This is a genomic window from Bradyrhizobium sp. 192, from assembly GCF_023100965.1.
GTDB lineage: Bacteria > Pseudomonadota > Alphaproteobacteria > Rhizobiales > Xanthobacteraceae > Bradyrhizobium > Bradyrhizobium symbiodeficiens.
On the sequence record NZ_CP064690.1, the window covers coordinates 5,792,349 to 5,808,179 of the forward strand.

A 15,831-nucleotide genomic window follows, 5' to 3' on the forward strand; every position below is an offset into this window, starting at 1 on the left:
AAATCCGTCCAGATCGACGGTTCGATCGCCCCTTGCGCGAGACCAAATCGAAGGCCACGAGATCAAACGTGGCCGGATCAAACATTTATCTGTTAACTCGGCCCCATTATAAGGTTGTTCAAGGAACCGACTTCAATCCCAGCATGTTTGGATAAGTTCTTGAGTGTATTTAAGAAATTTCTGACCGGATCATTCCGCTTCTGCTCCGACGCCGTCCGCATTTTTTCCAGTCCGAACCCGCAGATCAGCACGGCGGACGTGCTCTGGAGCTGGTCGAGGTTTCGGCTCTCGAAGATGGCCGCCGGGCTTTCCGGTGGCTCGACCAAGAGACCCTACGCTTTCAGCGTGAACGGGCGCCGCATCGAAGGCCCGCTGTTGTCCGATCTGTGGGAGATGTTCCACGAGATCTTCATCGAGCAGATCTACTTCGCTACGCTGCCGGCAGGCGCGAACATCATCGACTGCGGAGCCAATGTCGGCTGCTCGGCCATCTATTTCAAGCTGAGCGTCCCCGACGCGAGGATCACCTGTTTCGAGCCCAACCCGCTGATATTTCCCTACCTGCAGAAGAACGTCAGCGGGCTGTCCAGCGTCGAGACGGTTCAGATGGCCTGCGGAAAGGAGAACGGCACCATCTCGTTCAAGGTTCATCCGGCGTACTCCACCGGCAGCACCACGAAAGATCTCTGGTCACCAGACATGGAGAAGATCGAGGTTGCCCAGGTCCGTCTCTCGGACCGCATCAAGGAGAGGGTCGATCTGCTGAAGCTCGATGTCGAAGGTGCCGAGCTCGATGTGCTCGAGGATCTCGAAGCGGCCGGGAAGCTGTCGATGATCGACCGCATGAGCATCGAATTCCATCACAACCTGACGATGGATCGATCCGACCTCGCCCAGTTTCTGTCGATCATCGAACGCGCGGGATTTGCCTACACCATCGATGCATCCCGTGATGCCACTGCCCGGTTCGACAACGCGCAATGGCAGGGGATGATGATCTACGCCTGGAGGCGCTAACCGATCCTCGGAGCGCTACTCCACCAGCTCCGGCCACGGCACGATGGTCGACTTCACCGTCTTCATCGCCATCGCGTCCTTCACCGCCTGCGCGACGCCTTCCTCCGTGAACGGATAGATCGTCTGCATTTTCAGCCAGGGATATTTGTCGCGCGTCCGATAGAGCATGTCGACGCCGAGCGGCAGGTCGTTGCCGGTGAAGCCCCAGGAGCCCAGCACGTTGAGGTCCTTGGTGCAGATGCGGTGCCAGGAGGTCTCGATCGAGCCGGCGTCGGTGAACTGGCCCATCTCGACATAGGTGCCGCCGTCACGCAGCATCTCGATGCCTTCGGGGCCGGCGGTGGGGTGCCCCGAACAATCCATCACGAGATCCGCGCCGAAGCCGCCGACGATCTCGCGGACGCGCTCGATGCGCTCTTGCGGAGATTTGATCTCCTCGATGTTCACCGTCGCCTCCGCGCCGAACTCGCGCGCAAGCTTGAGCCGCGGCTCCTCGGGGGCACCGACGCAGATCACGCGCCCTGCCCCCATCTCCCTGGCAGCCGCGACCGCCAGAATGCCGATCGGGCCCGAGCCCTGGATCACCACCGTATCGCCCCAGGAAAAACCACCGGCGCGGGTGGCGCGGTTGAAGGCGCGGATGCAGGAGGTCAGCGGCTCGGACAGTGCCCCTAACCGCAGCGACATGTCGTCGGGCAATTTGTAGATCTTGGTGCCCGGCAGCATCTCGAGATCGACATAGACATATTCGGCCCAGCCGCCCCACATGTGCGGCGCCTTGTCGAAGCCGAGATAGCGGCCGTAATAGACCGGCGTCAGGCACTTGTTGGCGGTCTGCGGATAATGGATGCAGTAATAGCAACGGCCGCAGGGCATCAGCGGCGGGATCATCACTTTCGATCCGACCTTGAGCGGCTTGCTCATGAAGTCCTCGGTAAACTCCTCGCCGCACTCCACGATGACACCGCCGATCTCGTGGCCGAGCGTGAACGGCCAGGGCAGCGGCTTCGGCCAGTGTCCCTTCAGGATATGCAAATCGGTGCCACAGACGCCACAAGCGCCGACCTTGATCAGCGCGGCCTTCTTGCCGACCTTCGGCCACGGCACGGTGCGGATGACGGGCTCCGAGCCCGGCCCTGCATGGGTGCAGACGCGAATGGATTCCATGGATGTTTCCTCGATGCCCGTCTGTTCTGATTGATGGTGCGGGCGTGAGGTGAAGCGTATGTGAGATGTGCGTTCGTGCCAAGATGCAGGAATTCGTAGCCCGCATGAGCGAAGCGATATGCGGGAGACAGCGGCCCCGGATATCGCTGCGCTCATCCGGGCTACGGGACACACACCCAAGTGTCTTGAGCACCGACCAGCGAACGTGTAAGGCGCCAAGGTCCCATCAGGTGCCCCCTTGAGTCCCCTTCCCCAAAATCCCGCCGCGGCGACCGGCTCGTTCGCGGCGATGAAGTCGGGGCCGTACCGGCTCCAGTTCGGCTCTTACGTGCTGGCGATGATGGCCGACAACATCGAGCATGTGATCAGCTATTGGGTGGTGTTCCAGAAATTCCATTCGCCGGCGCTGGCGGGCTTTGCGGTGTTGTCGCACTGGCTGCCGTTCCTGCTGTTCTCGGTCGCGGTCGGCGGGCTTGCCGACCGGTTCGACCCGCGCCGCATCATCCAGTGCGGCATGCTGCTGTTCATCGTAGCATCGAGCGGATGGGGCTTCTTCTTCCTCACCGACACGATCCAGATGTGGCACGCGATGCTGCTGCTGGTGATCCATGGCTGCGCCGGTGTGCTCTGGCAAACCCCGAACCAGCTGCTGCTCTATGATCTCGTCGGCCCCGCCGACCTGCCGAGCGCGGTGCGGCTGAATGCGATGGCGCGCTATCTCGGCATCCTGGTCGGACCTGCGGTGGGCGGAATCATCATGCTGACGCTCGGCACCTCGCACGGCATCATCTTCAACACGCTGTTCTATCTGCCGATGCTGCTCTGGCTGTTCTGGGCGCCGGTGCGCGACAACAGCGTGGCGGTGCGGCGCTTCGCGGTGCGCGGCCTTGCCGACATCGTGCTGACCATCCGCGCCATCGGCACCCAGCCGACCCTGACGGCGATGACATGGCTTGCCGGCCTCACCTCCTTCATGATCGGCAATGCCTACCATGCCCAGATGCCGGGCTTCGCCGGCGATCTCGGCCATGGCGATCCCGGCGTCTCCTACAGCGTGCTGCTCGCGGCCGATGCGGCCGGCGCGGTGCTCGCCGCCATCGCGCTGGAATCCTGGGGACGGCTCAAGGGCACGCCGCGCACCGCGATTCTGCTTGCGATGCTCTGGAGCGTGGCGCTCCTCGGCTTTGCCACGGTGCGGATCTATCCGATGGCGATCGTGCTGCTGTTCTGTGCCGGCTTCTTCGAGCTGTCGTTCAACACCATGGCGCAGGCGCTGGTGCAACTGAATGCGCCGCACGACATTCGCGGCCGCGTCGTCGGCCTTTATAATATGGCGGGGCTCGGCATGCGGGCGTTCAGCGGCATCACCGTCGGGGTAGCAGGCGCGGCGATCGGCATTCACTGGTCGCTGGGGCTGTCGGCCGCGGTGCTGCTGGCGCTGCTGGTCCTGCTCTATGGTCAGGCGACGAGAAAGGCAGCCGGTTGACTCTCGCCCCTGCCCACCGCACCTTCGACACAGGGCCTGGGGAGATCACGCGTTGCGCAATCGCTGGGGCATTCTTGCGATCCTGTTCGTCGTTCGCCTCACCATTGCGTTCCAGTTCCAGAGCGTGGCCGCGGTGGCGCCGCTGCTGCAACAGACTTTCGGCGTCGGGCTCGCCGACATCGGCATCCTGATCGGGCTCTATTTCACGCCCGGCGTCGTGCTGGCGTTGCCGGGCGGCGCGATCGGGCGCAGGCTCGGTGATAAATCCACGACCATTGCGGCACTGCTGCTGATGACGGCAGGCAGCCTCGTCATGGCCGCCACCGATATCTGGGGCTTGCAGATGGCAGGCCGGCTCGTCTCCGGCGCCGGCGGCGTGCTCCTGACGGTGCAACTCACCAAAATGGGCGCCGATTGGTTCGCCGGAAAGGAGATAGCCACCGCGATGGCGATCTTCGTCAATTCCTGGCCGGCCGGCGTTGCGATCTCGCTGCTGGTGCTGCCGGCGATCGGCACCGCGTACGGCGCAGGCGCCGTGTTCCTGACAACGGGCGCGCTGAGCGCAATCGGCATCGTGCTGATCATGTTCTATCAGCCGCCGCAGGCGGCGACAGCCAGCGCGGCCGGCTCCGGCCGGCTCGATCCCCTCGCGCTGCTGGCGGTGATCGTCGCGGGCGCGATCTGGGGCCTCTATAATGTCGGCTTCGCCATGATCTTCTCGTTCGGCCCCTCGCTGCTCGTCGAGCGCGGTTGGAGCATTGCGGCGGCGGGCTCGGCGATCAGCCTCGTGATGTGGCTGTCGGTGATCTCGGTGCCGTCAGGCGGATTTCTCGCCGATCGCACCAAGCACCCCTTTGTCGTGGCAATCGCGGCGAGCCTCGTGGTGGCCGGCCTGCTCGCCTGGCTGACCCGGTCCGATGCCGTGGTCGCGATCCTCGTCCTGGTCGGCCTGATCGGCGGCCTGCCCGCCGGCCCGATCATGAGCCTGGCCGCCCGTGTGCTCGGGCCGGAGACACGAGCGATCGGGATGGGCGTGTTCTACACCCTGTTCTATGCCGCGATGATGCTGGGGCCAGCCGTGGCCGGGCGGCTTGCCAAATCGGCCGGGACCGCGGCGGTCGCGCTCGACCTCGGCGCGTTGACAGTGTTGGCCTGCCCGCCGCTGATGTGGCTTTTCGAACGCATCGTGTCTGTGCGTTACCGCCGCGCCCAATCCTAACGCGGCATTAACCCTATGCACCTTAGGGTCGTCCCGGACTCCGCCAGGCGGGGGGTCGGGTTGTGAAAATGGCGTTGGCGAACAAAAAATTTCTTCCGGCCGCCGAAGAGCGTCGGCGTTTCCAGCGGGTGAAAGTGCACCTGCTCGGCCGCTACATGCTGCCGGACCGCCGTGAATTTCCCTGCCAGGTGATCAACATGTCGCCGGGCGGCCTCGCGCTGCTCGCCCCCGGCATCGGCAATGTCGGCGACCGCGTCGTCGCCTATCTCGACCATATCGGCCGCGTCGAGGGCAAGATCACCCGCATCATCGACAACGGCTTCGCCATGACGGTCGGGGCGACGCCGAGGAAGCGCGACAAGCTCGCCGCACAGCTGACCTGGCTCGCCAACCGCGACATCCTCAATCTGCCGGAGGACCGCCGCCACGACCGTATCGTGCCGCGCAACCCGATCGCGGTGCTGACGCTCGAGGACGGCACCAAGATGACCTGCCGCATCATCGACCTTTCCTTGTCCGGCGCGGCCATCGCCGCGGAGAACCGGCCGCCGCTGAAATCGACGGTTCTGCTCGGCCGGGTCCAGGGCCGCGTGGTCCGAAACCTCGAAGACGGCTTCGCGCTGGAGTTCGTCCACGCGCAACCGATCGAGACACTCGAAGAGAGCGTTACCGCGCGGTAAAGCGCCAGCACGCCAAATCCCCTGTATTTCCAGCCCTGAAGGCGGCCTCCGCAATGCGGACGCCGCCTTTTTGATGCGTGATGGCGGGTCTCGCGTCGGTTAACGCGCGGCCCGTTTGCGCGTGGAAAGTGCGGTTCCGCCGACGTTTCCGCGTTAATCGATAAAACTTGAATCAATTGCAGTTGTTTCAAATTTTATGAGAATTTGATTCAAGTATAGATCGAATTCGCTGCGCCTTTTACTTGTATTCGTCTCGACTTGACTTGGCTGACTTAGCGGCAACGCAAAAGCTCCATGCGAAATGTGGTCCCAACAAGAAACGGGGGCCGCAATGTTTGATTTCAAGGGACAGGGGAAAGGGCTGGCGCTGGCTGCCATGCTCTTCGGGATCAGCGCGGCAGCGCAGGCCGGCGAAAGCCGTCTGCTCTACGCGAGCCTCGGCGACAGCACGCGTGCGCCGATCGGCTGGGTCGAGTTCTGTGCGGACAATACCGCTCAGTGCCAGGGCGCGCCGACGCAGCCGCGCGACATCGTGATGTCGCAGGCCGCATGGCGCGACCTCGTCAAGGTCAATCGCTGGGTCAACGAGACCGTCAAGCCTTTGACCGACCAGGAGCACTGGGGCGTGATCGAGAAATGGTCGCTGCCATCCGACGGTTACGGCGACTGCGAAGACTACGTGTTGTTGAAGCGCAAGATGCTGATCGATGCCGGATGGCCGCGCCAGGCCCTGCTGATCACCGTCGTGCGCGACAAGAAGGGCGAAGGACACGCGGTGCTGACGGTAAAGACCGACAAGGGCGAGTTCGTTCTCGACAATCAGAACGAGAACGTCGTTGCCTGGACGGAGACCGGTTACCGCTTCGTCAAGCGCCAGTCGCAGAGCGATCCCAACGTCTGGGTCTCGCTGGGCGATACCAAGCCGGCGGTCTCCACCGCCAGCGCGAGAGATTAAGAACGAGACAAGGAGTTACGCGACCCGGTCACATCCCCACCCCTCCCCGTCCCAGACCGGTTCGCGCGCGCCCAGCCATCCCCCAATGGCTGGGCGCAACTTTTTTGAGGGGTCTTCGATCAGCCCTGTGACGACCAGGGCACGCGCGCGGCGGTGAAATCGCGCCAGGTACCTTGCAAGGCCGGCCTGACGCCGATCGATGCACGCGCCTGCCAGCCGGCGATCGCGGCGGCGGCGATGGCGCCGTCGGGCTCGGCTCCGAGCCCGTCGAGCAGCGAAGCCGTGACCGCCATGTCGTTGAAGGCGCCGAGTTCCTCCTGCAAACCGGCGAGCCTGCGGGCGAATTTCCTCGCGGACTTGCGATCGGCAAACAGCGGCAGCAGGAACTCGCTGAGATAGCGCAGCCGCTTGGTCGCGAGCCGCACCCGGTGCAGCTCTTCCATCGTGAGCGACTTGAAGCGGCGGCCGCGCTTGAGCACCTTGGCGTACTGCTCCGAGAGAATGCGCTGCGCGAAATTGACGGCGGGCTCGGCGAGCCGGCCGAGATCTTCGGCGGCGACGTCGTTGCGCCAGCCCCGTGTCTCGATCCAGTTGCCGAGACCGATCAGGAACATGGCGCAGCGGCGATCGTCGAGCGCGTGATGCGCCTTGCGATAGGCGTCGGACTGGCGCTCGGCCGCAGCCCGGCCGAGCGCATCGAACCCGGCGATGGAAGGGCATGCCTTCGCGATCGTCGGCAAGGTCTCCAGCTGGAACACATCCCAGTCGCGTGCGGCGGACAGGTCTTGCGCCAGCCAGCGCGCCTCGGATCGCAGTGCGTCGAGATTGCTGAGCGCGCCAACCGAGCGCATCAGGTCGAGCGCCGATCGGATCCGGCGCAGCGCGACGCGCAGCTGATGCACGCCTTCCGGATTGCGCCCGTCCTCGGCCGCCGGCAGCGACTGAAGCAGATGCAGGAAGCAGGAACGCAGGATCGTCGCGAACGCCTCGTCGAGCGTCACTGACGGGTCGAGGCGAAGTTTTCGCGGGCGTCGTGCCGCCGGTGGCGTGCCGGCGGCAAGGTCGAAGCCGCGCGCCGATTTGCTGCGGATGGACGGCTTCACCGCGCCGTGCTCGGCCAGCCGCAACGCGACCTCGTAGATCGCGCTGGCGCTGCCGCTCTTGAGCTCCAGCTCGATCTCGCTCACCGGCAGCGATCGATCACTTGCCGTCAGCACGCCACGGTCGAAGGCGATCTCGACCGTGCCGGACGGCAGATCGATCATCCGCGCGTGGCGGTGAACGTCGGCTGTGAAGACGGCTTCGAGCGGCCGCGCTTCGAGATGGCTGCGAAGCTTCTCCGGAATGAAAGGCATCGCCAGGGCGAGATCGGGCGCCAGCGAGGCCACGCTCGCCTCCCACTCGCCGCGGCGCAGCGGATCGTCCGCCGCCTCGGTCTTCACGGTTTGCACGAAGCGCGCGCCGCTCTGGCGAACGCGCAGGCTCAGGCCGTTGCGCCGAAGCATCCGCTCGGGCGTATCATAGTAGACGGATCTGAGATGTTTTCGCGAGCCCTTGTTGCACGCATTGGCCGCGACGACGGGTGCGGCATTGAAATGCGCGATGCGATCGGCGTCGACCAGCAGCTTGAGCTCGATTTCATGAGGATGCGCGGCAACGCTCGACTGCGGCGGCTCCGGCGCGGGCGGGGCATCTTGCGATGGCGTCTGATCACTCACGGCGCCCTCGACGATCGCAGGTTCGGCCGGTTCAATCTGCCTGAGGAAGCCGGCGGCGACTTGCGTCCTCTTGTTGTCCTTCGGGACAGCATTCCCGTCCGGCGCGCTCGGAGTTTTACGAGCCGGTGTTGCGTCTGATTTCAGCATTTGCGGTAACATGACAGTTCAATGACAGAGCGGCAGCATATAGCCGGTCAGGCCCGCAAGGAATAGTCACGTTATGTCGCGCCGCGTGATCATCGACTGTCATAATCCGCGGCAATGTTGCGAACTACATTACTGCAGGGATTCGCGAGCGATCGAATTGATGGCGAATCTCGTCGTTCTCGAAACCGAGACGAACGCGTTCGCGAGCTTGACTCATGCTGGCCGAGAAATTCTTTCTGGTTCTGGAGACGCTTAGAAGCCACGCGTCCGATGACAGACCGGCGATTGTGACAAGCGCTGCGAACCGCAGCGCGGTCCCTGCGATCGCAACTGCCTTGCATTGCAAGAAACCGGTTCCCGACGAGCCGGAATAGAAGCAATCCAGCCTGGACGATCGGTATTTAGTGCTGCGCGCTCACGCGCCCAGCACGTCCGCGAGCCGCAGCTCGTCGGCGGCGGGATCCTTCAGGAACAGCTCGGCCTCGATCTCGGTCAGATGCGACAGCATCTCACGGCGCGCGGCCTGCTTGTCGCGCTTGCGGATCGCGGCGACGATGCCGGCGTGGTGGTCGGTGCCGCAGGCCGGCGTGTCGTGGCGGCGGTACAGCAGGATGATGAGCGACGAGCGCGCGATCAGTTCCTTGAGGAAGCCGAGATAGATGCTGTGGCCGCTCATCTCGGCGACGAGCTTGTGAAACTCACCGGACAACCGAACCGAGGCGCGCGCGTCGCCGCGCAGCTCCGCCTCGCGCTCCTCACTGAGGTGTTGCTGGAGACGCTCGAGCCAGGCCGGCGACATCGCTTCGATGGCGTGATCGACGATGGTCGGCTCGATCAGGCGCCGCGCCTCGAACACTTCGCGGGCATCGGCGGGCGTGGGACGCGCGACGAAGGCGCCGCGGTTCTTCTCGATGTTGACGATGCCCTCATGCGCGAGTTGCTGGAGCGCCGTGCGGACCAGCGTGCGGCTCGCGCCGTAGATCTCGCCGATCTCGTCCTCGCCGAGCTTGGTACCCGGCAGCAGGCGGTGCTCGAGGATCGCGGCGGTCACGCCCTCCCGGATGCGACTGACGCGATCGCTGGCGTCTGGCGCGTCTGATTTGGGGCTGGGCTTGGCGGCCATGGCTGCAGGGCTCGATCGACGACGTTCGCCTCGGATGTTAGTCGACCAGCTGTATCCAATCACAGGCGAAACTTTATACAATCGTCGCCCGCTTTGTGTGCAGGCGCCTGCACGCAGGTTCGACGGCCGGGATGCGCCGGATTCGATCTAACGATCTGACTCCGCTGCACAGTTTTAAGAAATCGGCGGACCGAAGGCGGTTGGCACGGACCTTGCGGAGAGAGCGGCAACACCGCCCTCCTCGGACACGCCATGGCCACTCCCGCCGCTCTCGAACTGGTCGCCGTCACCAAGCGCTACGACACCACGCTGGCGGTCGACACCGTCAATCTGAAGATCCCGGCCGGCACCTATTGTTGCCTGCTCGGCCCGTCCGGCTGCGGCAAGACCTCGACGCTGCGGATGATCGCGGGCCACGAAGCGGTCAGCGAGGGCGACATCATCCTGGGCGCGCAGAACGTCACCGACCTTCCGCCGGCCGAGCGCGGTACCGCGATGATGTTCCAGTCCTACGCGCTGTTTCCGCATCTGAGCGTAATCGACAACGTCGCCTTTGCCCTCAAGATGCGCGGCATCGACAAGCCGACGCGCCACAAGCGCGCCGGCGAATTGCTGGAGCTGGTGGCGATGAGCCAGTATGCGGGCCGCCTCCCGGCACAGCTCTCCGGCGGCCAGCAGCAGCGCGTCGCGCTCGCCCGCGCGCTGATCACCGAGCCGCAGATCCTGCTGCTCGACGAGCCGCTCTCCGCGCTCGATCCGTTCCTGCGGGTCAAGATGCGCGGTGAGTTGAAGCGCCTGCAGCGCGAGCTCGGCATCAGCTTCATCCAGGTCACCCACGGCCAGGAAGAGGCGATGGCGCTCGCCGACCACATCGTGGTGATGAACCACGGCAAGATCGAGCAGCAGGGCACGGCCCGCGACATCTTTCACCGTCCCCGCACCGAATTCGTGGCGCGCTTCATCGGCGGCCACAACGTGCTCAGCGACGCCGGCAAGTTGATCGCCGTGCGCGCCGATCAGCTCGGCATCGCGCCGTTCACTGACGGCGCGTTCGGCGCGCCGGCGCTGCTGACCCAGACCGAGTACCAGGGCTCCTACATCGCCGTCTCGCTGACGCTCGACGACGGGACCGCCCTGTTCTCCCACGTTCCCGAAGCCGCTTTCGACGTCCACCCGTTCCGTCCGGGCGATCGCGTGCTGGCCACCTGGGATCCCGCCAAGGCGCAACGTCTGCAATAGCGCCGATCGATCACTGGAATGCGCAACAGAGGAGTGACTGACATGAGCAAGACCACTGGCACGAAGGGCGTCAGCCGCCGTACGCTGCTCAAGGGCACCGCAGGTCTTGCCGGCCTTGCCGCCGGCTCCGGCGCCATCACCGGTTTTCCCTATGTGAAGTCGGCCGACGCGAAGGTGCTACGCTATCTCGGCACTGCCGTGAACGAGGGCGACGACATCTCCAAGCAGTGCCTGAAGGACACCGGAATCAAGATCGAATACATCACCGCGACCACCGACGACGTCACCAAGCGTGTGATGACCCAGCCGAACTCCTTCGACGTGCTGGACACCGAATATTTCTCGCTGAAGAAGATCGTGCCGTCGGGCAACATCCTTGCCCTCGACGCCAGGAAGATCAAGGAGTTCGACAACATCACGCCGGTCTTCACCAAGGGCGAGACGCCCGGCGGCAAGAAGATCGGCGGCCAGGGCACCGCGCCCTGGAAGGTGCTCTATCTCGAGGGCAAGGACTCCAAGAAGTTCGCGACGTCGGCGACCGAATTCGTCACGCTGATTCCGACCGTCTACAACGCCGACACGCTCGGCATCCGTCCCGACCTGATCAAGCGGCCGATCAGCTCGTGGTCCGAACTGCTCAACCCCGAGTTCAAGGGCAAGGCCTCGATCCTCAACATCCCCTCGATCGGCATCATGGATGCCGCGATGGTCGTGGAAGCCTCCGGCAAGTACAAATATGCCGACAAGGGCAACATGACCAAGGAAGAGATCGATCTCACCATGAAGGTGATGACCGAAGCCAAGAAGGCCGGCCAGTTCCGCGCGTTCTGGAAGGACTTCAACGAGAGCGTCAATCTGATGGCATCAGGTGAGACCGTGATCCAATCGATGTGGTCGCCGGCGGTGACCAAGGTGCGCTCGATGGGCATCGCCTGCACCTTCCAGCCGCTGAAGGAAGGCTATCGCTCCTGGGCCTCGGGCTTCTGCGTCTCCAAGGGCGTCTCGGGCGCGAAGCTCGAATGGGCCTACGAGTTCGTCAACTGGTTTCTATCAGGCTATGCCGGCGCCTATCTCAACCGCCAGGGCTACTACTCCGCGGTGCTCTCCACCGCGAAGGCGCACATGGAGCCCTACGAGTGGGCCTACTGGATGGAAGGCAAGCCCGCCGAGAAGGACATCAAGGCGCCCGACGGCTCGCTGCTGGAGAGGGCCGGCGCCGTGCGCGACGGCGGCTCCTACGAGGACCGCATGGGCGGCGTCGCCTGCTGGAACGCGGTGATGGACGAGAACGACTACATGGTCCGCAAGTGGAACGAGTTCATCGCAGCGTAATGTGATGGACACCTCGGAGGACATCCTGCAACAGGCATCCCCGGATCTCATCCGGGGATCGGACACCGCGCGCGCTGCAAAGGCCGCGCGGTGGTCGCCATCCTTCATCTCCTGGCTCCAGGCCGGACCGATGATGCTGGTGTTTCTCGCCTTCTTCCTGATCCCTCTCGTCTTCGTCGTCATCGTCTCGTTCTGGGACTACAACGAATACCAGTTGCTGCCGGCCTTCTCCGGCCGCGGCTACACCGACACGTTCGAAGGCTGCATCGCGCAGCTCCCCGAGCTCTGCACGATCGGGCGAACCTATGTGATGACGCTGAAGCTCTGCTTCATGGTCTGGGCGATCACGCTGTTCATCGGCTTCTGGGTCGCCTATTTTCTCGCCTTCCACGTCAGGTCGAAGACTTGGCAGATGGGATTGTCGCTGCTCTGCACGATCCCGTTCTGGACCTCCAACGTGATCCGCATGATCGCCTGGATCCCCCTGCTCGGCCGCAACGGGCTCGTCAACTCCGGCCTGGTCAAGACCGGCCTGATCAACCATCCCGTGGAATGGCTGCTGTTCTCCGAATTCTCCGTGGTGCTGGCGCTGGTGCACCTCTTCACCTTCTTCATGGTGGTGCCGATCTTCAATTCGATGATCCGCATCGACAAATCGCTGATCGAGGCCGCCTATGACGCCGGCGCCACCGGCTTCCAGACGCTCGTCAACGTCATCATCCCCCTGGCCAAGCCCGGCATCGTGATCGGCTCGATCTTCGTTGTCACCATCGTGATGGGCGACTTCATCACCATCGGCGTGATGGGCGGCCAGCAGATCGCCGCTGCCGGCAAGATCATCGAGACGCGGGTGAACGCGCTGCAATTCCCTGCCGCCGCAGCCAACGCCGTCATCCTGCTCCTCATCACCTTCCTGATCATCACCATGATGTCGCGCATCGTCGACATCAAGAAGGAGCTCTAGAGCATGACGGAAGGACGCCCGCGCTCGTTCTACGTGCTCGCGATCTTCTTCGCGGCCTATGTGCTGTTCCTCTACGGGCCGATGATCGCGATCTACGTGCTGTCGTTCCAGGGGCCGCAGGGCGGCCTCACCTTCCCGATGAACGGCATGTCGACCTTCTGGATCGCAAAGCTGTTCAAGGGGACAGGGATCGTCGATCTCGGCGCGGCCTTCCGCCGCTCGCTATTGCTCGGCATCATCGTGATGATCGTCACCGTCGTGCTGTCGGTCGCCGCCGGCATGGCTTTCCGCAGGAAGTTCAGGGCGCAGAGCATCCTGTTCTACTCCGCGATCGCGAGCCTCATCGTGCCCTCGATCATCACCTCGCTTGGCATCTCGCTGGAATTTCGCATCATCGACGACCTGATCAAGGCGCATTGGAACGAGAATTTCGAGACCTCGATGGGCCTGCTCACGTCAGGCCTGGGTGCGCATCTGACCTGGACGCTGCCGTTCGGCCTGCTCATCATGTTCGCGATCTTCAACCGCTTCGATCCCAGGCTCGAAGAAGCCGCGCGCGATCTCGGGGCGACGCCATGGCAGACGTTCCGTCACGTCGTGCTGCCGATCATCCTGCCCTCGGTGATCGGCATCGGCCTGTTCGGCTTCACGCTGTCATGGGACGAGCTCGCCCGCTCCAGCCAGGCGATCGGGGCCGTGAATACGTTGCCGCTTGATCTGCAGGGCCTCACCACCACCGTGACGAACCCCGACATCTATGCGCTCGGCACCGTGATCTCGGCGGTGTCGTTCACCGTGATCACGCTTGCGCTCGGCACCATCCACGTGCTCAACAAGCGGCAGGCGGCCAAGGGCTCGGATGCCGGCCAGGGACTTGTCTGATCGCGATGCGACTTCACGTCGTCAATCCCAACACGACCGCGTCGATGACGGCGAAGATCGCCGCTGCCGCGCGCAGCGTCGCCCTGCCCGGCACGGTGATTGACGCGCGCCAGCCGGCGATGGGTCCGGTTTCGATCGAAGGATTTTACGACGAAGCCTTCGCCGTGCCCGGCATGCTCGGCTGCATCCGCGAGGCCGACCGCGACGGTGCGGATGCCCACATCATCGCCTGCTTCGACGACACCGGCCTCGATGCCGCCCGCGCCGTCGCCAAGGCACCGGTGGTCGGCATCGGCGAGGCCGGCTTCCACATGGCGAGCCTGATTGCGGCGCGCTTCGCCGTGGTGACGACGCTCGGAGTTTCCATCGTGCCGATCGAACAAAATCTGCGGAAATACGGTCTTGCCGAGCGTTGCGCCCGCGTCCGCGCCGCCGACGTCCCGGTGCTTGCGCTCGAGGCACGCAACGCCGACGCGCTCGCAAAAATCTCCGCGGAGATCACGGCCGCCATCCGCGACGACCGCGCGGAGGCGATCGTGCTCGGCTGCGCCGGCATGGCCGACCTCGCCGCCGAGCTAGCCGCCTTGCACGGCCTGCCCATGGTCGACGGCGTCGCCGCGGCGGTGACGCTGGCGGAATCATTGGTGCGGCTGGGGTTGAAGACCTCGCGGCTCGGGCCGTACGCTGCGCCGCGGGCGAAACCCTATGATGGATTGTTGTCGGGCTTTCGTCCGTAGGTGCAGCACCACATACCTCTGGACTGCATCAGCAGAGCGTCAGTGTGCCCGGCCGACAACAGCGCAAGCTTTTCGCGGCATCGAGTTCCACAGTTGTTGTCGAGCCCGCTGCGACCTGCGAGTCTGCAAAGGCTTTGATTCGGGGCGCACGCGGGGGCGGAGCATGGCGAGATACTTGACTGCAAAGATTGCAGGAGCACTGGCCTGCGCCGCTGTCGCGGGTTCGGCACTGGCGGCCGACATGCCTGTGAAGGCGCCGCCGACTGCGGCGACGTCATGGTCGGGATTTTACGCCGGTGTTTCGATCGGCGCCCGCTGGGCTGCCAACGACTGGCAGACCAGTGACGTTTCCCCGAACTTTCCCGGCACGATCGTCCCGACAGAGGGCACCGGCGGCGCAATCGACAGCGTCGCGGCCAGGTTCGGGGGCTATCTCGGCTACAACGCCCAAGTCTCGACATCCTGGGTCGCCGGCGTCGAGGCTGATTTCGGGTGGGCCGACAACAAGAAGACGGTGAATGCTATACCGGGCACAGCCGGGCTCTTCTTCGGCACCCCTTTAGTCGGCCTTCCATCCGGCACCGTGAAGGAAACGTGGGACGGCAGCCTGCGTGGCCGTCTCGGTTATCTCGTTGGGCCCGCCACACTGGTCTACGGCTCTGGCGGCGTCGCGTGGCAGCGCCTCGAAGTGAACGCCAATTGCACTTTGGTTCCCGGAAACCGCTTCTGCTTCGGCAGTGCTTACAATGAAACCTATGCATCGACCAGAGTCGGCTGGACCCTCGGCGGCGGTGTCGAGCACTTGATTGGCGGCAATTGGCTCGCGCGCGTCGATTACCGCTATGCGGATTTCGGAACTTGGACCCAGACTTTCTTCGCCCCAGGAATCGGGTTCGACGACCGCTTCACCGCGCACGTGAAGGCCCGCACCCACACCGCAACGGTCGGCATCGCCTATAAGTTCTGAGGCGGAAGCACCGACTCGCGCTCCGTCGAACCAGCTCGGCTTTGCCTGCTTGGACGGGGACCTGCTGCGTACCGTTGCATCGAGATAAATCGGTAACTCGAAACCTTTTTTTGCCGAATTCCGTTCGTTCTGATGAGGCCAGCCTCTTTTTGGTCCCAATTGTTGCTGATCAGTAACACTTTCGGGACGCCCCGGCGG

14 protein-coding genes are annotated in these 15,831 nt (G+C 64.0%); 11 read left to right on the top strand and 3 right to left on the bottom strand.

What is annotated here, in order from left to right:
• Positions 1–159 precede the first annotated feature (159 nt).
• The gene (locus IVB24_RS27085; protein WP_247769629.1) at positions 160–1,017 is read left to right on the top strand and encodes an FkbM family methyltransferase; all 858 of its coding nucleotides are present in this window, start codon (positions 160–162) and stop codon (positions 1,015–1,017) included.
• 15 nt (positions 1,018–1,032) lie between these two features.
• Here IVB24_RS27085 and IVB24_RS27090 read toward each other — a convergent pair whose 3' ends face one another.
• Complete coding sequence (locus IVB24_RS27090; protein ID WP_247769630.1) at positions 1,033–2,184, bottom strand: zinc-binding dehydrogenase; 1,152 nt, start codon at positions 2,182–2,184, stop codon at positions 1,033–1,035.
• 289 nt (positions 2,185–2,473) lie between these two features.
• Here IVB24_RS27090 and IVB24_RS27095 point away from each other — a divergent pair, with 289 nt between their 5' ends.
• From IVB24_RS27095 to IVB24_RS27110, 4 genes are all read left to right on the top strand, one after another.
• The gene (locus IVB24_RS27095; RefSeq protein WP_247774178.1) at positions 2,474–3,670 is read left to right on the top strand and encodes an MFS transporter; all 1,197 of its coding nucleotides are present in this window, start codon (positions 2,474–2,476) and stop codon (positions 3,668–3,670) included.
• A 52-nt stretch (positions 3,671–3,722) separates the two neighbouring features.
• Positions 3,723–4,889 carry an MFS transporter gene (locus tag IVB24_RS27100; protein WP_094972126.1) on the top strand — a complete coding sequence of 389 codons (1,167 nt, stop codon included), beginning with the start codon at positions 3,723–3,725 and terminating at the stop codon, positions 4,887–4,889.
• 68 nt (positions 4,890–4,957) lie between these two features.
• The gene (locus IVB24_RS27105; protein ID WP_094895511.1) at positions 4,958–5,569 is read left to right on the top strand and encodes a PilZ domain-containing protein; all 612 of its coding nucleotides are present in this window, start codon (positions 4,958–4,960) and stop codon (positions 5,567–5,569) included.
• 331 nt (positions 5,570–5,900) lie between these two features.
• The gene (locus IVB24_RS27110) at positions 5,901–6,524 is read left to right on the top strand and encodes a transglutaminase-like cysteine peptidase (protein WP_166468896.1); all 624 of its coding nucleotides are present in this window, start codon (positions 5,901–5,903) and stop codon (positions 6,522–6,524) included.
• 119 nt (positions 6,525–6,643) lie between these two features.
• Here the strand turns inward: IVB24_RS27110 and IVB24_RS27115 are convergent, their stop codons facing one another.
• Entirely contained in the window at positions 6,644–8,389 is a 1,746-nt protein-coding gene (locus IVB24_RS27115; protein ID WP_247769631.1) for a CYTH and CHAD domain-containing protein, read from the bottom strand.
• A 415-nt stretch (positions 8,390–8,804) separates the two neighbouring features.
• Entirely contained in the window at positions 8,805–9,512 is a 708-nt protein-coding gene (locus IVB24_RS27120; RefSeq protein WP_247769632.1) for a GntR family transcriptional regulator, read from the bottom strand.
• Positions 9,513–9,764: 252 nt separating this feature from the next.
• On the opposite strand from IVB24_RS27120, the gene IVB24_RS27125 reads away from it, so the two are divergent.
• From IVB24_RS27125 to IVB24_RS27150, 6 genes are all read left to right on the top strand, one after another.
• On the top strand, positions 9,765–10,751 hold the full coding sequence (locus IVB24_RS27125) for an ABC transporter ATP-binding protein (RefSeq protein WP_094972130.1): 987 nt from the start codon (positions 9,765–9,767) through the stop codon (positions 10,749–10,751).
• Positions 10,752–10,793: 42 nt separating this feature from the next.
• Positions 10,794–12,083 (top strand): PotD/PotF family extracellular solute-binding protein, encoded by a 1,290-nt coding sequence (locus IVB24_RS27130; RefSeq protein ID WP_247769633.1) that lies wholly within the window; start codon positions 10,794–10,796, stop codon positions 12,081–12,083.
• A 4-nt stretch (positions 12,084–12,087) separates the two neighbouring features.
• A complete protein-coding gene (locus IVB24_RS27135) occupies positions 12,088–13,047 on the top strand; it encodes an ABC transporter permease (protein WP_247774179.1) in 960 nt (319 codons plus the stop codon).
• 3 nt (positions 13,048–13,050) lie between these two features.
• Positions 13,051–13,929 (top strand): ABC transporter permease, encoded by an 879-nt coding sequence (locus tag IVB24_RS27140; protein ID WP_166468890.1) that lies wholly within the window; start codon positions 13,051–13,053, stop codon positions 13,927–13,929.
• Positions 13,930–13,934: 5 nt separating this feature from the next.
• Positions 13,935–14,666 carry an aspartate/glutamate racemase family protein gene (locus IVB24_RS27145; RefSeq protein WP_247769634.1) on the top strand — a complete coding sequence of 244 codons (732 nt, stop codon included), beginning with the start codon at positions 13,935–13,937 and terminating at the stop codon, positions 14,664–14,666.
• A 163-nt stretch (positions 14,667–14,829) separates the two neighbouring features.
• Positions 14,830–15,633 carry an outer membrane beta-barrel protein gene (locus IVB24_RS27150; RefSeq protein ID WP_247769635.1) on the top strand — a complete coding sequence of 268 codons (804 nt, stop codon included), beginning with the start codon at positions 14,830–14,832 and terminating at the stop codon, positions 15,631–15,633.
• Positions 15,634–15,831 lie beyond the last annotated feature (198 nt).